The organism is Rhizobium sp. 01L419 (genome assembly GCF_056400025.1).
The window spans coordinates 101409-116700 of sequence record NZ_JBFTSM010000008.1 but is presented as its reverse complement, the minus strand read 5'-3'; the positions used below and the strand labels follow the sequence as shown (position 1 = coordinate 116700).

At 61.0% G+C, this 15292-nt stretch carries 21 protein-coding genes; 13 read left to right on the top strand and 8 right to left on the bottom strand.

The genetic code is table 11. The annotated features are described in order from the left end of the window. Positions 1-3: 3 nt before the first annotated feature. A complete protein-coding gene (locus AC1DUP_RS17330) occupies positions 4-1230 on the bottom strand; it encodes a multidrug efflux MFS transporter (protein WP_113509723.1) in 1227 nt (408 codons plus the stop codon). A 192-nt stretch (positions 1231-1422) separates the two neighbouring features. On the opposite strand from AC1DUP_RS17330, the gene AC1DUP_RS17325 reads away from it, so the two are divergent. Then, a complete protein-coding gene (locus AC1DUP_RS17325; RefSeq protein ID WP_477833359.1) occupies positions 1423-1770 on the top strand; it encodes a nuclear transport factor 2 family protein in 348 nt (115 codons plus the stop codon). Here AC1DUP_RS17325 and AC1DUP_RS17320 read toward each other — a convergent pair. The 3 genes from AC1DUP_RS17320 to AC1DUP_RS17310 all read right to left on the bottom strand — a co-directional run bounded on the left by AC1DUP_RS17320 (position 1767) and on the right by AC1DUP_RS17310 (position 4988). After that, entirely contained in the window at positions 1767-2498 is a 732-nt protein-coding gene (locus AC1DUP_RS17320; RefSeq protein ID WP_113300271.1) for a sulfite exporter TauE/SafE family protein, read from the bottom strand. The genes AC1DUP_RS17325 and AC1DUP_RS17320 overlap by 4 nt on opposite strands. 162 nt (positions 2499-2660) lie before the next feature. After that, the gene (locus AC1DUP_RS17315; protein WP_113300272.1) at positions 2661-3311 is read right to left on the bottom strand and encodes a class I SAM-dependent methyltransferase; all 651 of its coding nucleotides are present in this window, start codon (positions 3309-3311) and stop codon (positions 2661-2663) included. A gap of 135 nt (positions 3312-3446) precedes the next feature. After that, positions 3447-4988, bottom strand: a complete 1542-nt coding sequence (locus AC1DUP_RS17310) for a hypothetical protein (RefSeq protein WP_477833356.1) — start codon at positions 4986-4988, stop codon at positions 3447-3449. A gap of 503 nt (positions 4989-5491) precedes the next feature. On the opposite strand from AC1DUP_RS17310, the gene AC1DUP_RS17305 reads away from it, so the two are divergent. The 5 genes from AC1DUP_RS17305 (at position 5492) to AC1DUP_RS17285 (ending at position 8184) form a co-directional block, all read left to right on the top strand. Next, entirely contained in the window at positions 5492-6094 is a 603-nt protein-coding gene (locus AC1DUP_RS17305) for a superoxide dismutase (protein WP_113300274.1), read from the top strand. Positions 6095-6260: 166 nt separating this feature from the next. Further along, a complete protein-coding gene (locus tag AC1DUP_RS17300) occupies positions 6261-6584 on the top strand; it encodes a metalloregulator ArsR/SmtB family transcription factor (RefSeq protein ID WP_113300275.1) in 324 nt (107 codons plus the stop codon). After that, positions 6581-6991, top strand: a complete 411-nt coding sequence (locus tag AC1DUP_RS17295; protein WP_477833353.1) for an SRPBCC family protein — start codon at positions 6581-6583, stop codon at positions 6989-6991. The genes AC1DUP_RS17300 and AC1DUP_RS17295 overlap by 4 nt, the downstream gene beginning before the upstream one ends. Before the next feature lie 41 nt (positions 6992-7032). Beyond that, on the top strand, positions 7033-7254 hold the full coding sequence (locus tag AC1DUP_RS17290) for a hypothetical protein (protein ID WP_477833351.1): 222 nt from the start codon (positions 7033-7035) through the stop codon (positions 7252-7254). Between the two features lie 84 nt (positions 7255-7338). After that, a complete protein-coding gene (locus AC1DUP_RS17285) occupies positions 7339-8184 on the top strand; it encodes a metallophosphoesterase (protein ID WP_477833349.1) in 846 nt (281 codons plus the stop codon). Here the strand turns inward: AC1DUP_RS17285 and AC1DUP_RS17280 are convergent. Continuing rightward, positions 8181-9095: an AraC family transcriptional regulator gene (locus AC1DUP_RS17280; protein ID WP_113311718.1), complete on the bottom strand. Its 915-nt coding sequence runs from the start codon at positions 9093-9095 to the stop codon at positions 8181-8183. The genes AC1DUP_RS17285 and AC1DUP_RS17280 overlap by 4 nt on opposite strands. A 158-nt stretch (positions 9096-9253) precedes the next feature. Here AC1DUP_RS17280 and AC1DUP_RS17275 point away from each other — a divergent pair, with 158 nt between their 5' ends. Further along, the gene (locus AC1DUP_RS17275) at positions 9254-10024 is read left to right on the top strand and encodes an SDR family NAD(P)-dependent oxidoreductase (protein WP_477833347.1); all 771 of its coding nucleotides are present in this window, start codon (positions 9254-9256) and stop codon (positions 10022-10024) included. Between the two features lie 39 nt (positions 10025-10063). Here the strand turns inward: AC1DUP_RS17275 and AC1DUP_RS17270 are convergent, their stop codons facing one another. Next, entirely contained in the window at positions 10064-10765 is a 702-nt protein-coding gene (locus tag AC1DUP_RS17270; RefSeq protein ID WP_113311720.1) for a helix-turn-helix transcriptional regulator, read from the bottom strand. A gap of 127 nt (positions 10766-10892) precedes the next feature. Here AC1DUP_RS17270 and AC1DUP_RS17265 point away from each other — a divergent pair, with 127 nt between their 5' ends. The 6 genes from AC1DUP_RS17265 (at position 10893) to AC1DUP_RS17240 (ending at position 14185) form a co-directional block, all read left to right on the top strand. Beyond that, positions 10893-11528 (top strand): LysE family translocator, encoded by a 636-nt coding sequence (locus AC1DUP_RS17265; RefSeq protein ID WP_113300283.1) that lies wholly within the window; start codon positions 10893-10895, stop codon positions 11526-11528. 134 nt (positions 11529-11662) lie between these two features. After that, a complete protein-coding gene (locus tag AC1DUP_RS17260; protein WP_113311751.1) occupies positions 11663-12106 on the top strand; it encodes a cytochrome c in 444 nt (147 codons plus the stop codon). A 128-nt stretch (positions 12107-12234) separates the two neighbouring features. Continuing rightward, complete coding sequence (locus tag AC1DUP_RS17255) at positions 12235-13149, top strand: cytochrome c (RefSeq protein WP_477833344.1); 915 nt, start codon at positions 12235-12237, stop codon at positions 13147-13149. Between the two features lie 39 nt (positions 13150-13188). After that, positions 13189-13479 (top strand): hypothetical protein, encoded by a 291-nt coding sequence (locus AC1DUP_RS17250; protein WP_477833342.1) that lies wholly within the window; start codon positions 13189-13191, stop codon positions 13477-13479. A gap of 23 nt (positions 13480-13502) precedes the next feature. Beyond that, the gene (locus AC1DUP_RS17245) at positions 13503-13943 is read left to right on the top strand and encodes a cysteine hydrolase family protein (RefSeq protein ID WP_477833340.1); all 441 of its coding nucleotides are present in this window, start codon (positions 13503-13505) and stop codon (positions 13941-13943) included. Then, entirely contained in the window at positions 13940-14185 is a 246-nt protein-coding gene (locus AC1DUP_RS17240) for an isochorismatase family protein (RefSeq protein WP_477833338.1), read from the top strand. The genes AC1DUP_RS17245 and AC1DUP_RS17240 overlap by 4 nt, the downstream gene beginning before the upstream one ends. Here the strand turns inward: AC1DUP_RS17240 and AC1DUP_RS17235 are convergent. Both AC1DUP_RS17235 and AC1DUP_RS17230 read right to left on the bottom strand, forming a co-directional pair. Further along, positions 14167-14745 (bottom strand): type 1 glutamine amidotransferase family protein, encoded by a 579-nt coding sequence (locus AC1DUP_RS17235; RefSeq protein WP_113300286.1) that lies wholly within the window; start codon positions 14743-14745, stop codon positions 14167-14169. The two genes, AC1DUP_RS17240 and AC1DUP_RS17235, sit on opposite strands and share 19 nt — an antisense overlap. A 40-nt stretch (positions 14746-14785) precedes the next feature. Further along, positions 14786-15280 (bottom strand): N-acetyltransferase family protein, encoded by a 495-nt coding sequence (locus tag AC1DUP_RS17230; RefSeq protein WP_477833335.1) that lies wholly within the window; start codon positions 15278-15280, stop codon positions 14786-14788. Positions 15281-15292 lie beyond the last annotated feature (12 nt).

Sequence of the window (15292 nt, the reverse complement as noted above, 5' to 3'; positions counted from 1 at the left end):
CGATCAGGCTTCTTCCTTTGGCCGCACCAACCACGCAAAGCCCGCACCAGCGAGCAGCAGAACGCAGGTGCCGAGAAACACCGCCGGCATGCCGATATGCCCGCCGACGAAACCGCCGAGAACAGGCCCGACAACCTGGCCCACATACTGCGAAGAGATGGAAAGGCCGAGGATGCTGCCGGCAGCGCTATCCGGCACACTATGCCTGATGACGGCGGTGATGCAGGGCAGGAGCCCGCCGAGCGCCACACCCATCAGGAAACGCAGGGCGATGAGCTGCCACGAAGCGGTCACGAAGGCCTGCGGAATGAGCAGCAGGCCTGCTATTGCCAACGCGCCGGCAATGACCGGCCAGTGGCCGATCCGGTCGGCAAGTTTGCCGAGCCGCGAAGCCGAGAGAATGCTGCCGAGCGCCGCTGCCGACATGACGATACCGGCGACCATCGTCACCCGACCCTGATCGGGCACGAGCTGCGCCACATAGACGGTGATGATCGGCTCGATCGACATGTTGGCGAGCATCAGCAGCAGGCCAGTCACCAGCATCGCGACAACAGGCCCCTTGTCGGGAATGGATTTCCAGCCGCCGGACGCCTTGGCCGCCTGTTTGCGGGCCGCCGACTTCTCCTCCTTGATGAGGAAAGTGGTGGCGAGAAAGGCAAGGAAGATCATGCCGCCTGCGGCCAGGAATGTGCCGCGGATGCCAATGATGGGCGGCAGCGCCCCGCCGATCAGCGGGCCGACAAGGTTGCCAGCCATGATTCCGGATGAGAGCACACCGAGCGCCCAGGCGGAGCGGTCCTTCGGCGTCTGTGTCGCCACCAGCACCATCGACCCGGAGGCATAACCGCCGGCGAGGCCGACGAAGAGGCGCAGTGCCACGAGCTGCCAGATATTTCCGGCCATGCCCATCAGCGAGATAGCGATGGTCATGCCGAGGCTGGCGCGCACCAGCATCAGCTTGCGTCCATAGATGTCACCCAGCCGACCCCAGATCGGCGCCACGCAGGCCGCGGCCAAGAAGGTCGCGCCATAAGCGATACCCGACCACTGCACGATCGCCGCATGATCGCTCACGCCAAGCTCCTCCACATAAAGCGGAAGGAAGGGAAGAAGCAGCGTCATTGCCACGATGGTCGTGAACGAGCCCATGAGCGAGATGACGAGATTGCGTTTCCAGTAGGCGGAGCCGGGCGCCGCCTTTGCGGCGTCCCATTGGGTGTCGGTCATTGCGGATCTTCTTCGGTACAGTCTGGCCGTGGCCAAGATGAAGCGATCCTCACTTTACGCATCACCCTGGGGGCTGCCAAGGACGGATTCCGCCCGATCCGACCTGCCGCCAACGGCAAAAGGGATTGAAAGTCATGATTTCGCCCCTAACTGATTGCAATATGCAATCAGAATTCCAAAGGAGGAGCAGTCATGAGCGACAGAGATGAGGACCGCGCGAAAATGCTGCGCAATCTCTATACAGCCTATCTGGATCGTCGGAAGGATATCGTCGGCGCGATGCTGACGGAGGACTTCACCTTCTCCAGCCCGCAGGATGATCATATCGACCGAGCCAGCTATTTCGAGCGCTGCTGGCCGAACGAGCCGGAGCTGAATGCCTTCGATATCGAATTCCTGGTGGTCCGTGGCGATGAGGCTGTCGTGCGCTACCGGGCGGAGATGACCGACGGCAAAGCGTTCCGAAACATCGAGAGCTTCCGTTTCGACGGCGACAGGATAGCAGCCGTCGACGTCTATTTCGGCCGCAACACCGCTTAGAAGAACCGGATCGCCGACGTCGCGATGATGATGATCGAAACCGCGATCATCAGCGGTTTCACCGGCAGCCGCTTGACGAGGATCGCGCCGAAGGGGGCAGCGATCACCCCGCCGATGATCAGGCCCACCGCCGAGCCGAGTTCCGACCAGCCGAGCGTCAGGACGAAAGTGATCGAGATGATCAGCGTCACCGCGAATTCGGTGAAGTTGGTCGAGCCGATCACCCGCTTCGGATCGTGACCGCGGCCGACGAGCGAACTGGTGACGATCGGTCCCCATCCGCCGCCGCCGATGGCATCGAGCACGCCGCCGCAGAGCCCGACGGGTGGCACCATCCAATCATGCACGTTACGTTTGGGCGTCGGGTGGAAAGCCTTCCAGAGAATGATAAGTCCGATGGCGATCAGATAGGCCGAGACAAAAGGCTCGATCATCTTGCCTTCGACGTTTGCAAGCAGGAAGGCGCCGACCGCCCCGCCGATCATGCCGGCGGGTGCGAGCCGCGCCACGAGCTTCCAGTCGACATTCCGGTGCCAGGCATGGGAAATGCCCGATGCGGCCGTCGTGAACATCTCCGTCACATGCGTCATCGCGCTGGCATTGGCGACCGGCACGCCGAGCGCCAGCAGGCTGGTCGTGGAGAGCACGCCGAAGGCCATGCCGAGCGCGCCATCGATGATCTGCGCGCAGAAACCTACGACGATGAAGAGGAAGAAATCCGTGGTCATCAAGATCCCCGGCGAGCGAAAGCCCGACTGAAAACACGCTTGAAGCACGTTGCGCAAACTATGCTGCGGTTTTGCGATTGCGACATGCAGAAAACAAAGACCTAAAGCGTGGAAGCGAATCTGAAAGATCGCGACACGCATTGGGACGAAAAAAGTTCCATCTCAAGCATCCTGTGCGCGCCGTTTGAGGCGAACGACCTTGAAGAAGCCGTTCGGGAAAACCGGCAATATTTCAATGGCATCGAAACCACTCTCGCGTGCCCAGTTGGTGATTCTCCGGATCCGGAAGGCGGAGCTCCAGCCGATGCGCCGGGCGAGCGGCGCCACGGCTTCCTCGATCGCACCCTGCAGCCCGGCGCCGTCGCCGAGCTTGCTGGCCAGGATGATCTCGCCGCCCGACCGCAGAACACGGGCGCATTCATTGAGCGCCCGTTCCGGCTCGGGGATGAGCGTGATGACGAAGGGCAGGCAGACCGCATCAAAGGACCGGTCCTCGAAGGCCAGCGCGTGGGCATCCATCACCTGCAATTGCCGGACATGGAAAAGCTTCTGCCGGATGACTTTTTCCCGCGCCCTGGCAATCATATGCTCGGAAATGTCGATGCCCGTCACCCGGGAGCGGCGCGGATAATGAGAGAGCACCAGTCCGGTGCCGACGCCGATTTCCAGAATGTCAGTACCGGCATCAGCGGCAAGCCGCGCCAGCGTGCGATGCCCGTCGCGCAGGAGACCGCGATAGACCCGGTCATAGACCGGTGCCCAGCGCTGATAGATTTTCTGCTGATCCTCAGGCCGATTTTGAACATGTTCCATGTGAGCGCCTCCTCCAGACCCTGCCTTCAAACTCATGAAGGCAGGCTCCGGTTCCGGGCTGCATGGCGGAGGGCTGTCAGGGGTGCTGCTTTTGCCTTCGGCGGAAAGTTCTCTTCCCGTCGAAGAAAGTCTCGATCACTCTGCCGGCGGCGTGCGCAGATTGGCTTCGATGGCGGAGAGTTCGTCATTGACGGAGCCGGCGATCATGCCGTTGCGCAGCGACTTGTTGGAAATATCGATCATCGGAGCGAAGGTGGCAGTCGGCATGCGGACCTCTTCCTTCGCAGGCGCTTCGACGGGCAGGGCGTCTGCGAGGCTCGGGCGATCGCCGCGCGCCACTTCGAGCTGGCCGCTGAGGATAGCGCGTTCGGCGCGGAGCTGGCGGATTTCCGACTTGGCGATTTCCAGGCTCGTCCGGAGCTGGCTGATTTCGTATCGGTCGGTATCCAGACGCGTATCGAGTTCATGCTTGAAGGCTTCGATCTCGCGGTCGCGCTTGTTGCGGTGGCTTTCGGCCTCGCGCAGCTTCATCACCAGATCGTTGCTATGGGCGGCCAGCTCGCGGCGGGCCGCTTCGCTTTCCGTGCCGTTGAGGCGCACGCGGTTGATCTCGTCGGTCATCCGTTCCAGGCGCGCCAGAGCCGTGGCAAGCTCGGACTTGCTGCGCTTCAGTTCGACGCGGGTGGACTGCAGCTCTTCGTCCGTCATCTTGTTGCGGCTGTTGGCGGTCGACAGCAGCTTTTCGACGAGTTCGGCCTTGGAGCCGATCGCCTCATGCCTGGTACGCAGATTGGCGATTTCGAGCGTCGAGGAGGTTTCCAGCGTTTCGAATTCGGCTTCGAGACGGCGGTAGCGCTCCTCGGAAGCTGCTAGATCCTGCTTCAGATTGGCGACGGAGGACTGCAGGCCGCGTGTCAGCGCCTCATGCTCCGAAAGGTTGGTCTTGAGGTGGCTGCGCTCCTCGTTGAGGCGCGCGAGCTCGCGAAGCTGAATGCTGTTTTCGCGGCGCGAGCTTTCGACGAGCAACTGATGAGCCGTGGTTTCCAGCTCCAGCTTTTCGCGGGTCGTCGCCAATTCGCGGCTGCGGGAATCATGGTCCTGCTGCGTGCGGCGAAGCTGTGAGGAAACCTCGTCGAACTGCAGCGCCCTGTCGCGAATCTCGCGTTCGGCGTCGATCAGCCGGGCCTCGACGACGGTGAATTCTTCCCGCGTCAGCTCGTGCACGCCCTGCAGCTTCACCAGTTCTTCGCGGTAGGTGCCGGCCTCCACGCGAAGCTGGCTGCTGTCGAGCTTCAGCTCCTTGTTGTCGACCGTCAGTCGCTGGTTTTCCTGATCGGCCTTGCGCCGTGCATTGCTCTCGTAGTCGAGCAATGAGCCGAGACGCGAGCATTCAGCCCTCAGCGCCCCCGTTTCGTTGAGCGAGTGGGTGTGCGCGCCAAGCAGCGAGGAAACCCGCTCCTGCAGCGACGTCAGGCTGACCAGCAGCTCCTCGGAAGACTGCTTGTTCTCCTCGATCGCCGTGCCGAAAGCCTGGAAATCATCGACTTCCGAAACGCTGTACTGCACTGGCGGCTTGTCCACGAGGGCCGTCTGTTCGGTGACGGACAACATCTGGCGATGGCTGGATATTCTCAAACCCGGCTTGACGGGTTCTTCATTACGACGAAAAAAGCTCATGACCATCACACGCCCCGAAGTTGATGTCAGAAGTCCCTGAAATGATTTATGCGATGCTAATTAAGTAAACCCTATCGAAGGTTGTGCTAACGCACTCCAATAGCCTTGGATTGCATCTAAGACGCGCTATTCGTCGCCTGTCAAAAGCGTCCGAAAGAAATTAACAGATTTTTATTGAAATCCCGCCGGCGGCCCCTAAGCGCGATGACGAGACGCGAGCGTGCCTCATTTTCCGGACGCGATTACGGGAATGTGAGCGCCGCCAGGAGAGGGATTTATTCCTCTGCATGCCAATTTCCTATTTGCAGTCCTCCTGGTTTCAAATCCCGCAACGCGCGGCACTGCCTGTGATTTGCGCTTTTGAAGAGAGCCCATTGGAGAGAGGCAATTTTTCCTCGAAGTCGTTGTTTTTTGATAATTCGCCGGTTGCCACTCCGTGGTTCCCCTCCTATGTTCCGCCTCACCTGCCGATGACGCAATCTATTGCCAAGAGGAGATCTGATATGGCTTTCGAATTGCCTGAACTTCCCTATGACTACGAAGCCCTTGCTCCCTTCATGTCGAAGGAGACGCTGGAGTTCCACCACGACAAGCATCACAAGGCTTACGTCGACAACGGCAACAAGCTTGCAGCGGAAGCCGGCCTGGCCGATCTCTCCCTGGAAGACGTCGTCAAGAAGTCCTTCGGCACCAATGCCGGCCTCTTCAACAATGCTGCCCAGCACTACAACCACATCCATTTCTGGAAGTGGATGAAGAAGGGCGGCGGCGGCAACAAGCTGCCGGGCAAGCTCGAAGCTGCCTTCACTTCCGACCTCGGCGGCTATGACAAGTTCAAGGCCGATTTCGCCAATGCCGGCGCCACCCAGTTCGGCTCCGGCTGGGCCTGGGTTTCCGTCAAGAACGGCAAGCTCGAAATTTCCAAGACCCCGAACGGCGAAAACCCGCTCGTTCACGGCGCCACCCCGATCCTCGGCGTCGACGTTTGGGAGCACTCCTACTACATCGACTACCGCAACGCTCGTCCGAAGTACCTCGAAGCCTTCGTCGACAGCCTGATCAACTGGGACTACGTCCTGGAGCGCTACGAAGCGGCAACGAAGTAAGCTCTTCCGAGCATCCGGCTTTTCAGCACCCGGCGCCACAAGCGCCGGGTGCTTTCGTTTCTGCGGCAATCCGGTCCGCCCAGCAATTCCACCTTTGAAAACCGCTTGACTTATTCATACCCGTTTGGCTATAAATCAATCCATAGTCAAACGGGTATGAATTCACATGTCGAATGCCCATGATGCGCTTTTCAGGGCGCTTTCAGACCCAACCCGAAGGGCGATCTTCGAGCGTCTGTGCCGCGAAGGCGAGAAGACGGTCGGCGCGCTGACGGCGCGGGCCGGCGTCTCTCAGCCGGTTGTCTCCAAGCATCTGGCGGTGCTGAAGGGCGCCGGTCTGGTGCGCGATCGCCACGAAGGCCGCCAAACCCATTACAGCGTTGAGATCAAGGCGCTTGCCCCTCTGGCGGACTGGACGACAGAGATGGCCAGCTTCTGGGAAAAGCGGTTCGACGATCTCGAAGATTTGCTCAAAAGGATGGACCAATGAACGAAACCTCGACTGAAATTCGCTCCGTCATCGTCGAACGGGAGATTGCTTTCCCGCCGGAAAAGATCTGGCGTGCGCTCACCCAGCCGCATCTGATCCAGGAATGGCTGATGAAGAACGACTTCAAGCCCGTTCCGGACCACCGCTTCAAGCTCAGCGCGGAATGGGGCTCCGTCGATTGCCGGGTTCTGGAGATCGAGCCGAACAGGACGCTCTCCTACACCTGGGATGCCTACGGTCTCGAAAGCACCGTCACCTGGACGCTGACTCCCGCCGGATCGGGCACCCATCTGCGCATGGAACAGGCTGGCTTCCGTCCGGATCAGGAACAGGCCTATCAGGGCGCCAAGTTCGGCTGGCAGCGTTTCATCGAAAACCTGGAGCAGGTTGTGGCGCGCGCCGACTGATGCAGGACGCCCGGCGTCTGATCGTTTGAGGAGGAAGAATAATGAACTGGAACAAGTCCATCCGTCAGCTTCACCGTTGGCTGTCGATCATCTTCACCGTGACTGTTATTGCCAACTTCGCCACCATGGCGGTGGGCACTCCGCCGGCCTTCGTGGTCTACTCGCCGCTACCACCGCTCTTCCTGCTATTGTTTAGCGGCCTCTATATGTTTGCATTGCCCTACCTTGCGGGTCGCCGGGAGCAGGGCTCGGCCGCAGAGTGAGGCATCGCACGGGCATTTTGTCAAAAAGCCGCGGCTGGCTGCGACGTCACATCGCTGTCACCCGCGGCCTCTACATCACGCCGCATGTCATCAGCCGATCTTCCCCTTTTCCGCTTCGGCATCATCGCCGACCCGCAATATGCCGCCATCGAACCGCAGGTCGAAATGGGGCGCTATTACGCCAACAGCCTCGCCAAGGTCGCTGCTGCCATCGAGACCTTCAATGGCGAGGACCTGAGTTTCGTCATGACGCTCGGCGATATCATCGACCGCGATTTCAGAAGCTTCGACGATATCCTGCCGGTCTACGAAAAGCTGCGCCACGAAGCACATTTCCTGCTCGGCAATCATGATTTCGGTGTTGCTCCGGAATATCTGGAAAAGGTTGCGGAACGGGTCGGCATGCCGGCCGCCTATTACAGCTTCCAGCGCCACGATTTCCGCTTCATCGTACTCAATGGCAACGAAGTCAGCACTTTCGCACCGCCCGAAGGCCATGCCTTCCGTGCGCTTGGCCGCGAGCGTCTGGCGGCGCTGCTGGCCGCAGGCGTCGACAACGCCCATGAGTGGAACGCGTCGCTGAGCGACGAGCAATTCACCTGGTTGGCAAATGAGATCGAGCAGGCGAAGGCCGCGGACGAGAAGGTGATCGTCATGAATCACTTCCCCGTCCATCCACCCTGCGAGCATGATATGTGGGACCGCGAGCGCATCGTCGAACTGCTGTCTTCACAGGACAATGTCGTCGCCTATCTCAACGGCCATAATCACGTCGGCAATTACGGCAAGGTCGGCGGCTGCCACTTCGTCAATTTCAAGGGTGTGGTCGATACCGAGAGCGAAAACACTTTCGCGATCGTCGATGTATACTCGGACCGGATGGAGATCCGCGGTTTCGGCCGCGAGGACAGCCGCACTCTCTCGTATTAAGCCACTTCCGTCGCGACCGTCGCCGGCTGCGCGCGGTGCTCCAGCGCGTCCTTCTTCGGCGGCGTGCCGAACATGCGGGCATATTCGCGGCTGAACTGCGAGGCACTTTCATAGCCCACCTGATAGGCGGCATTGGCGGCATTGATGCCATCGGCCACCATCAGCCGCTTTGCCTCGAGAAGCCTGAGCTGCTTCTGATATTGAAGCGGGCTCATCGAGGTCAGCATCTTGAAATGCTGGTGAAAGGAGGAGGGGCTCATCTTCGCTGCCGCCGCCAGCTGCTCCACTCGCACCGGCGCCGTGAAATTATCCCGGAGCAGGTGAATGGCATCTGCCACGCGCCGCGTCTGGCTGCCGGGCAGCGCCAGCTTGCAGACCTCGCTGCCATTCTCGCCTGACAGCAGCCAGAAGCTGATCTCGCGCAGGATCGCCTGTCGCAGGATCGGGATAGATTTCGGTGTGTTCAGCATACGCATCAGCCGCAGGATGCAATCCTGCAATTCCGAGCCGAATTGCTGCACAAAAACACCGGGACCGCCTTCGCCCGAAGGCTTCGGCGGAGTTTCCATCGCCTCAAGAACGTCGCGCAAAATGGTGACATCGAGTTCCAGCGTCAGCGCGATCATCGGCCGTTCCACGCTTGCCTCGATCACCTGGCCGAAGGCCGGCATTTCTACGCTGATAACCAGCGCCTGCATGGTTGTATAGGTATAGAGCCGCGCTCCGAACATGATCTGCTTGGCGCCGTCGATGATGATGCAGAGCGCCGGCCGGTAGATCGCCGGCTTCGGCATGGTAAGCGTGGAAGCGCGCATCAGGTAGAAGCCGGGCAGGGCAGTTGTAAACAACCCGTCGCCGCCGCCATGGCTGTCCATGTACTGGTTAAGCACGGTCTTGATTTCATTGGACATCATCATTCTCCGGGTGGCGGCCTTTGCCCGCCATCTTACTCCGTGGAGCGGAGGCGACAACCTATCTGGAGGAATAGGCAAGAAGTTCGAGGCTTTCGGCATTCGAGAAAAGGGGTGTCAGGACCTAGATTCCGGTCATCCAACAAGGAGTAACCGAGATGACCGACCAGAATGCAAATTCCAAGATCGCAATCGTCACCGGCGGCAGCCGCGGCCTAGGCCGCAACACCGTCGTCAGCCTCGCCCGTGATGGCGTTGACGTGATCTTCACTTACAATTCCAAGCGCGCCGAAGCCGATAAGGTCGTTGCGGAGGTTGAAGCGCTCGGCCGCAAGGCGGCCGCCCTGCAGCTCGACACCGGCAATGTCGCGGCCTTCGACGCTTTCGTGGACAATGTCCGCTCGGCGCTGAAGGGCTGGAGCCGCGAGCACTTCAACTTTCTCGTCAACAATGCCGGCACCAGTTACCACGCCTCGATCCTTGAAACGACCGAGGAGGAAATGGACAAGCTCTACAACATCCATTTCAAGGGTGTCTTCTTCCTGACGCAGAAGCTTCTGCCCGTCATTGCCGACGGCGGCCGCATCGTCAATCTCTCCAGCGGCCTTGCCCGCGTTGCCCTGCCAGGCTCCTCGGCCTACGGCTCGCTCAAGGGCGCGGTCGAGGTCCTGACGCGCTATATGGCCAACGAACTCGGTGCGCGCGGCATCGCCGTCAATACGGTCGCACCAGGCGCTATCGAGACCGATTTCAGCGGCGGCATGGTGCGTGACAATCCGGAAATCAACCGCAGGGTCGCTTCGATGACGGCGCTTGGCCGCGCCGGCGTGCCCGATGATATCGGCCCGATGATCGCCTCGCTGCTGACGGAGGCCAACCGCTGGGTCAACGCCCAGCGCATCGAGGTCTCCGGCGGCATGGCGCTCTGAGTTCCTGCTGGGCGGAGGAGAGGGATTGGCGAGCTGAACTTAGGCGTTTGCCGCCAGTGGCTTCTCTGTCCAGCTCTCGGTCCAAAGCGTGCGTAGGCCGTCGCCTTCCCCCTTGAAGAAGACTTCGGTTTCGGCACAGGCCTCCACCCGGTCGCCGCGGAAATTGCGGATGGCCTGCCTGAGTTCGCACCAGGCAACGATATTGGCAGTCTGCGAATAGTAGATCAGCGCGATCGGGCGGATCATCCGCTCGGTCGCGCGTCCCATTTCGTCGCGATAGGAAAGGGTGAGCTTGCGTTCGTCGCGGATCGCCCGTCGCACGATGGCAAGGTCCACGCCTGCGGGCGCGGGGGCGATCGTGCCCCAGGCAAACAGCGCCTTGTTCTCCATCGCCTGTCGAAGGGGCGGCGGCACTGCGCCGGCAAGCTTCTGATTGACGCGCCGCGCTGCAAGCTTCAGTTCTTCGTCGCCGGTGCGCTCCAGCAGTGCCAGCGACAGCACGATCGCTTCCGTTTCCTCGATCGAAAACATCAGCGGCGGCAGATCGAAGCCTGGCCGCATGATGTAACCAATGCCGCGCCCGCCCTCGATCGGCACGCGCATCGACTGCAGCGCGGCGATATCGCGGTAGATCGAGCGCACCGTCACTTCCAGCCTTTCGGCCATAAGGGCGGCTGTCATCGGCTTCTTCGCCAGCCGCAATATCTGTATGATTTCGAAAAGCCTGGAGGCCTTGCGCATTTGACGCCCTTTCTCCAACGCTCCTGACAATACACTGTCAGTTGGTCTCTCGTATAGAGCCACCTATCGAATTGAAATTCAACGGGCTCTGCGAAAAACGCGCTCCAACGAGGGATGGACAACTGACATGAATTACCACGAAAGCCTCTGGCTCTATTTCACTCTTCTCTTCGGTATCATCATCGTGCCGGGCATGGATATGCTCTTCGTGCTCGCCAACTCATTGACGGGCGGCACCAAACGCGGGCTGGCCGCCACCAGCGGCATTATGCTCGGCGGGGCGGTGCATTCGGCCTATGGTGCGGCGGGAGTGGGTATCCTGGTCGCCATGCTGCCGCAGCTCTTCAACCTGCTGCTCTTTGCCGGCGTCGCCTACATGATCTGGATCGGCATTTCCCTGATGAAGAGCTCGATCAAGGTCGAGGCGGTCGGCCCCGGCACGGCTCGCTCCACCTGGAAGGCCTTCCGGCAGGGTGCGGTCACCTGCCTCGTCAATCCCAAGGCCTATATCTTCGTGCTCGCCGTCTATCCGCAGTTCATCAAGCCGGAATACGGGCCGATCTGGCTGCAGGGTCTGATCATGGGCATCATGACCGTGCTGACGCAGCTTGCCGTCTACGGCACGCTTGCCATGACCGCCGGCCGCAGCCGCGATCTCCTGATTTCCAACCCGAACACCACTGCCGTCATCGGCCGTCTTGCCGGCCTGCTGCTGGTCGTCATCTCCGCGATCAGCCTCTGGCAGGGGTGGAAGACAGCGTGATCCTGCCTATTCTTATCACATTGTTTTTATGAGGATCCGGCTAAACGTGACTATGCGACCACATGGATTTTGTCATGATCCCGGTGCAAATTGCCCTCGACCGGCTTCGCCGGTAGAACAATGGAGAGAGAATCATGAATTGGAAAACAGTTGCGGCGGCTGTTGCGTTCGCCGGCATTGCCCTCGGTTCGGTCATCGCCGCCGACGGCACGCATGACGCACGCGTTGGAATGATGAAGCAGATCGGCGGCGCAGCAGGCGCGCTGTCCGCCATCGCCAAGGGCACAAAGCCCTATGATGCTGAAGCCGTGAAGACGGCACTGACGACGATCGCCGCAACGGCGAAGGCTTTCCCGGACCAGTTCAAGCCGGGCACCGAGACGGGCGACGAGGAAGCAAGCCCGAAGATCTGGGAAAACATGGATGACTTCAAGGCACGCGCCGCGAAGCTGTCTACCGACGCCGAAACCGTTCTCGCCCAGCTTCCAGCCGATGCCGCCGGCGTCGGCGCTGCGCTGAATACGCTCGGCGGCAATTGCGGTGGCTGTCATCAGCTCTATCGCATCAAGAAGGACTAGGCGATAGAGCGAACCTGCACGATCCCGTTATCCGCACCGGCCCTTGCCGTCGGTGCGGATCGCCTTATTCTCCTCCGGCACCGGGGCCGGGGAATGCCCTTGATATCGATAGTAAGGAGAGGCGGCGCATGGTCCGCAGGTTCATCCGCTTTGTGCTCTGTCTCATCGGCGTCATCGTGATCGGCGGCGCGGTCTTCTATTTCGTCACGGCGCCCGATCCGCTGCCGGAAAGCCACTGGGCCAGTCTCGGCGCGCCCGACGTTGCGAACGGCGAGAAGGTGTTCTGGGCTGGCGGCTGCGTCAGCTGTCATGCTGCGCCCGGTGCGAAAGACGATGCCAAGCTGACGCTGACCGGCGGTCTCGCCCTGACGAGTCCCTTCGGCACCTTCCATGTGCCCAACATTTCTCCGGATGAACAGGCTGGCATCGGCCGCTGGACGCTGGCCCAGTTCGGCAATGCCATGAAGCGCGGCGTCGGCCCCAATGGGCAGCATCTCTACCCATCCTTCCCCTACGGCTCCTATACGCGCATGAGCGACAAGGACGTCAACGACCTTTTCGCCTATCTGAAAACGCTGCCGAAGAGCAGCAACGTTGCCCCGCCGCACGAATTGCCGTTTCCCTTCAACATCCGGCTGGCGCTGGGCGGCTGGAAGCTACTCTATTTCAACGAGCAGCCGCGCGTCGTGCTCGTTAACGCCGACGAAAAGCTCAAGCGCGGCCAGTATCTGGTCGAAGGCCTCGGCCATTGTGGCGAATGCCATACCCCGCGCGATTTCCTCGGCGGCTTCGTTCGCGACCAGTGGCTCGCCGGCGCGCCGAACCCGGAAGGCAAGGGCCGCATACCCGATATCACGCCGGGCTCGAAGAGCGTCGGCTCCTGGAGCGAGGCCGACATAACCAACTACCTGCAGACCGGCTTCACCCCCGATTTCGACTCCGCCGGCGGCCAGATGGTCGACGTGCAGCAGAACATCGCCCATCTGCCGCAGTCCGATATCGAAGCGATCTCAGCCTATTTGAAGGCCGTACCGAGCAAGTAACGTCTGCTTGGGGCAAGCGCCGCAGACTAGGTTGGTGCTATGAAGCATCCGTCTCTTGAGGAAACCGACGCCGCGATCGCCCGCATGAGGGAGCGGCTTGGTGCGCGCAACGCCGCTCTTGCGCTCTGGTTCGCTGATACAATCGCTGTCATGGAGGCGAAGATTGCCAGCCGCCTCGATGATCCCAACGATATTGCCCAGGCGCGGGCCGCGGCCTTCCTCTTCGTCAAGGCCGCACTTCACCAGTGGGCCATACGGCCAGCACATGAGGTGGCGGTGAAGACCAGCCCGGAAAAAGAGATGCCGACACGGCGACTCGGTATACGCTAGGCCTCAATCACTGGAACGGACGGGTGGCCTTGAAACGGCACGACTGGCAGATCGAAGCGCGTGAATATGCCCGTCAGGAAGAACGCCGTGGCCGGCGTTTCGCGTTCACGCATCTGGCGCCGGAAAGAACCGCGCTCGTCATCGTTGACATGATCCCCTTCTTCGTCACGCCGGGCAGTTATGCCGAAGGCATCGTTCCGAACATTCAGGCGCTTGTTGCTGCGGTGCGCGCCTGCGGCGGGCTGATTGTCTGGGTGGTGCCGGCGCCGAGGCAGACTCATCCGGAGCTGGCGCGCGAATTCTTCGGGGAGGCGATCGCAGAGCTCTACCGCACGTCAGGCGGCGTAGGGCCGATCGAAAGCAGGCTTGCGCCGGATTTCGTCCCGGAACCGCAGGATCTATTGATCGAGAAAACTTCCTACAGCGCCTTTCATCCGGAAAGCGCGCCACTTGCTGCATTTTGAAGGCTCGCGGTGTCGATACGGCTCTCATTACCGGCACGCTCAGCAATATCTGCTGTGAATCCTCGGCCCGCGATGCCTGCAGCAGCGGCTTTCGCGTCGTCATGCTGGCCGATGCAAATGCCGCTCGCCGCGATATAGATCATAACATGGCGCTCTATTCGGTCTATCGCAGCTTCGGCGACGTGCGCACGACAGCCGAGGTTATCGGCCTGCTAGGCGAGGCTCAGGCCGCCTTCGGCTGATGTTCGGCGCCGAGGATCTGCACATAGGTATCGAGTTCTTCACTGCCGAAGCCGAGCGCCCTGTAGATCTCCGCCGTAAACGTGATCGGCGCCGAACCGGACGCAGTCACGATCATGCCTGATCGCACCGCCTGCGGACCGTCACGATAATGCGCCTGGCCGCGATAGCCATCGGCGCCGGCAATGAAATCGGGCGCGTTGCTGGTGTGGGCAATGTCATCGAGCGCACCGGCGCGCGCCAGCGCCAGCGTGCCGCCGCAGATCGCGGCAGTGACCTTGCCTCGCGCGATGAAGTCGTTGATGACGGGCGAAAGGTCGGGCGCCCTCTCTGTTTCCCAGATCGTCCCGCCGCAAATGACCAGTGCATCGAAGGCGTCGCCATGCAGGTTCTCGGCCACTGTATCGGGAGCCACCCGCATGCCGCCCATGGAGCGCACTCCCGCTCCGCCCGGGCTTGCGGTCACGACATCAAAGCCGAAATGGGTGCGGGCGGAGGCAGCAAGCTGCCCCACTTCCCAGTCCGCGAAGCCTTCGGTCAGTACCACCGCCAGTCGGGTCATACTCTTCTCCCTTGCAAGACGCCCAAGCGGCTGGAGCCACTCACGACAGGGACTGCATATAGCGCATGCCGGTGACCGGACGAGGGGTGAAGTCCATCTGTTCGTAGAAGCGGTGAGCCTTCAGGTTGCCGGTTGCGGCGCTGACGGAGAGGTAATCGCAGCCTGCAATGCGTGCGGTTTCGCGGGCGCGGTCGACGAGAAGCTGGCCGGTGCCATGGCCGCGATGACCGTCGCGCACGAAAAGGTGATGCAGGTCCATGCCGCGCTTGCCTTCCTGCGCCCTGTAGAGCGGAACGAGAATGGCATAGCCGATCAGGCCTTCGCTGCCATCGGCGACAATAGCCGAAATCCACGGCGTCGGCCCGAAGAGATCGCGCTCGAGCTGTTCCGGTGTCGAGGCCGAAATATCGCCGTGATGGGTGGCAAGAAGACCGATCATCTCGTGGAGTTCGAGAATGTCACGCGGCTTTGCGGCGCGGATCGTCATGACCGGCGGGCGCATCAGCGAAATTTCGCTGTCTTCGATTTCAAGCATGATCTTCGCGTC

Bases quoted from the DNA above. Each gene is read 5' to 3' on its own strand.
- AC1DUP_RS17295 (WP_477833353.1), top strand. From the start codon at position 6,581: ATGAACGAAACCTCGACTGAAATTCGCTCCGTCATCGTCGAACGGGAG.
- AC1DUP_RS17255 (WP_477833344.1), top strand. From the start codon at position 12,235: ATGGTCCGCAGGTTCATCCGCTTTGTGCTCTGTCTCATCGGCGTCATC.
- AC1DUP_RS17310 (WP_477833356.1), bottom strand. From the start codon at position 4,988: ATGAGCTTTTTTCGTCGTAATGAAGAACCCGTCAAGCCGGGTTTGAGA.
- AC1DUP_RS17280 (WP_113311718.1), bottom strand. From the start codon at position 9,095: ATGTCCAATGAAATCAAGACCGTGCTTAACCAGTACATGGACAGCCAT.
- AC1DUP_RS17290 (WP_477833351.1), top strand. From the start codon at position 7,033: ATGAACTGGAACAAGTCCATCCGTCAGCTTCACCGTTGGCTGTCGATC.
- AC1DUP_RS17230 (WP_477833335.1), bottom strand. From the start codon at position 15,280: ATGCTTGAAATCGAAGACAGCGAAATTTCGCTGATGCGCCCGCCGGTC.
- AC1DUP_RS17330 (WP_113509723.1), bottom strand. From the start codon at position 1,230: ATGACCGACACCCAATGGGACGCCGCAAAGGCGGCGCCCGGCTCCGCC.
- AC1DUP_RS17265 (WP_113300283.1), top strand. From the start codon at position 10,893: ATGAATTACCACGAAAGCCTCTGGCTCTATTTCACTCTTCTCTTCGGT.
- AC1DUP_RS17285 (WP_477833349.1), top strand. From the start codon at position 7,339: ATGTCATCAGCCGATCTTCCCCTTTTCCGCTTCGGCATCATCGCCGAC.
- AC1DUP_RS17270 (WP_113311720.1), bottom strand. From the start codon at position 10,765: ATGCGCAAGGCCTCCAGGCTTTTCGAAATCATACAGATATTGCGGCTG.
- AC1DUP_RS17315 (WP_113300272.1), bottom strand. From the start codon at position 3,311: ATGGAACATGTTCAAAATCGGCCTGAGGATCAGCAGAAAATCTATCAG.
- AC1DUP_RS17275 (WP_477833347.1), top strand. From the start codon at position 9,254: ATGACCGACCAGAATGCAAATTCCAAGATCGCAATCGTCACCGGCGGC.
- AC1DUP_RS17320 (WP_113300271.1), bottom strand. From the start codon at position 2,498: ATGACCACGGATTTCTTCCTCTTCATCGTCGTAGGTTTCTGCGCGCAG.
- AC1DUP_RS17250 (WP_477833342.1), top strand. From the start codon at position 13,189: ATGAAGCATCCGTCTCTTGAGGAAACCGACGCCGCGATCGCCCGCATG.
- AC1DUP_RS17260 (WP_113311751.1), top strand. From the start codon at position 11,663: ATGAATTGGAAAACAGTTGCGGCGGCTGTTGCGTTCGCCGGCATTGCC.
- AC1DUP_RS17300 (WP_113300275.1), top strand. From the start codon at position 6,261: ATGTCGAATGCCCATGATGCGCTTTTCAGGGCGCTTTCAGACCCAACC.
- AC1DUP_RS17305 (WP_113300274.1), top strand. From the start codon at position 5,492: ATGGCTTTCGAATTGCCTGAACTTCCCTATGACTACGAAGCCCTTGCT.
- AC1DUP_RS17235 (WP_113300286.1), bottom strand. From the start codon at position 14,745: ATGACCCGACTGGCGGTGGTACTGACCGAAGGCTTCGCGGACTGGGAA.
- AC1DUP_RS17325 (WP_477833359.1), top strand. From the start codon at position 1,423: ATGAGCGACAGAGATGAGGACCGCGCGAAAATGCTGCGCAATCTCTAT.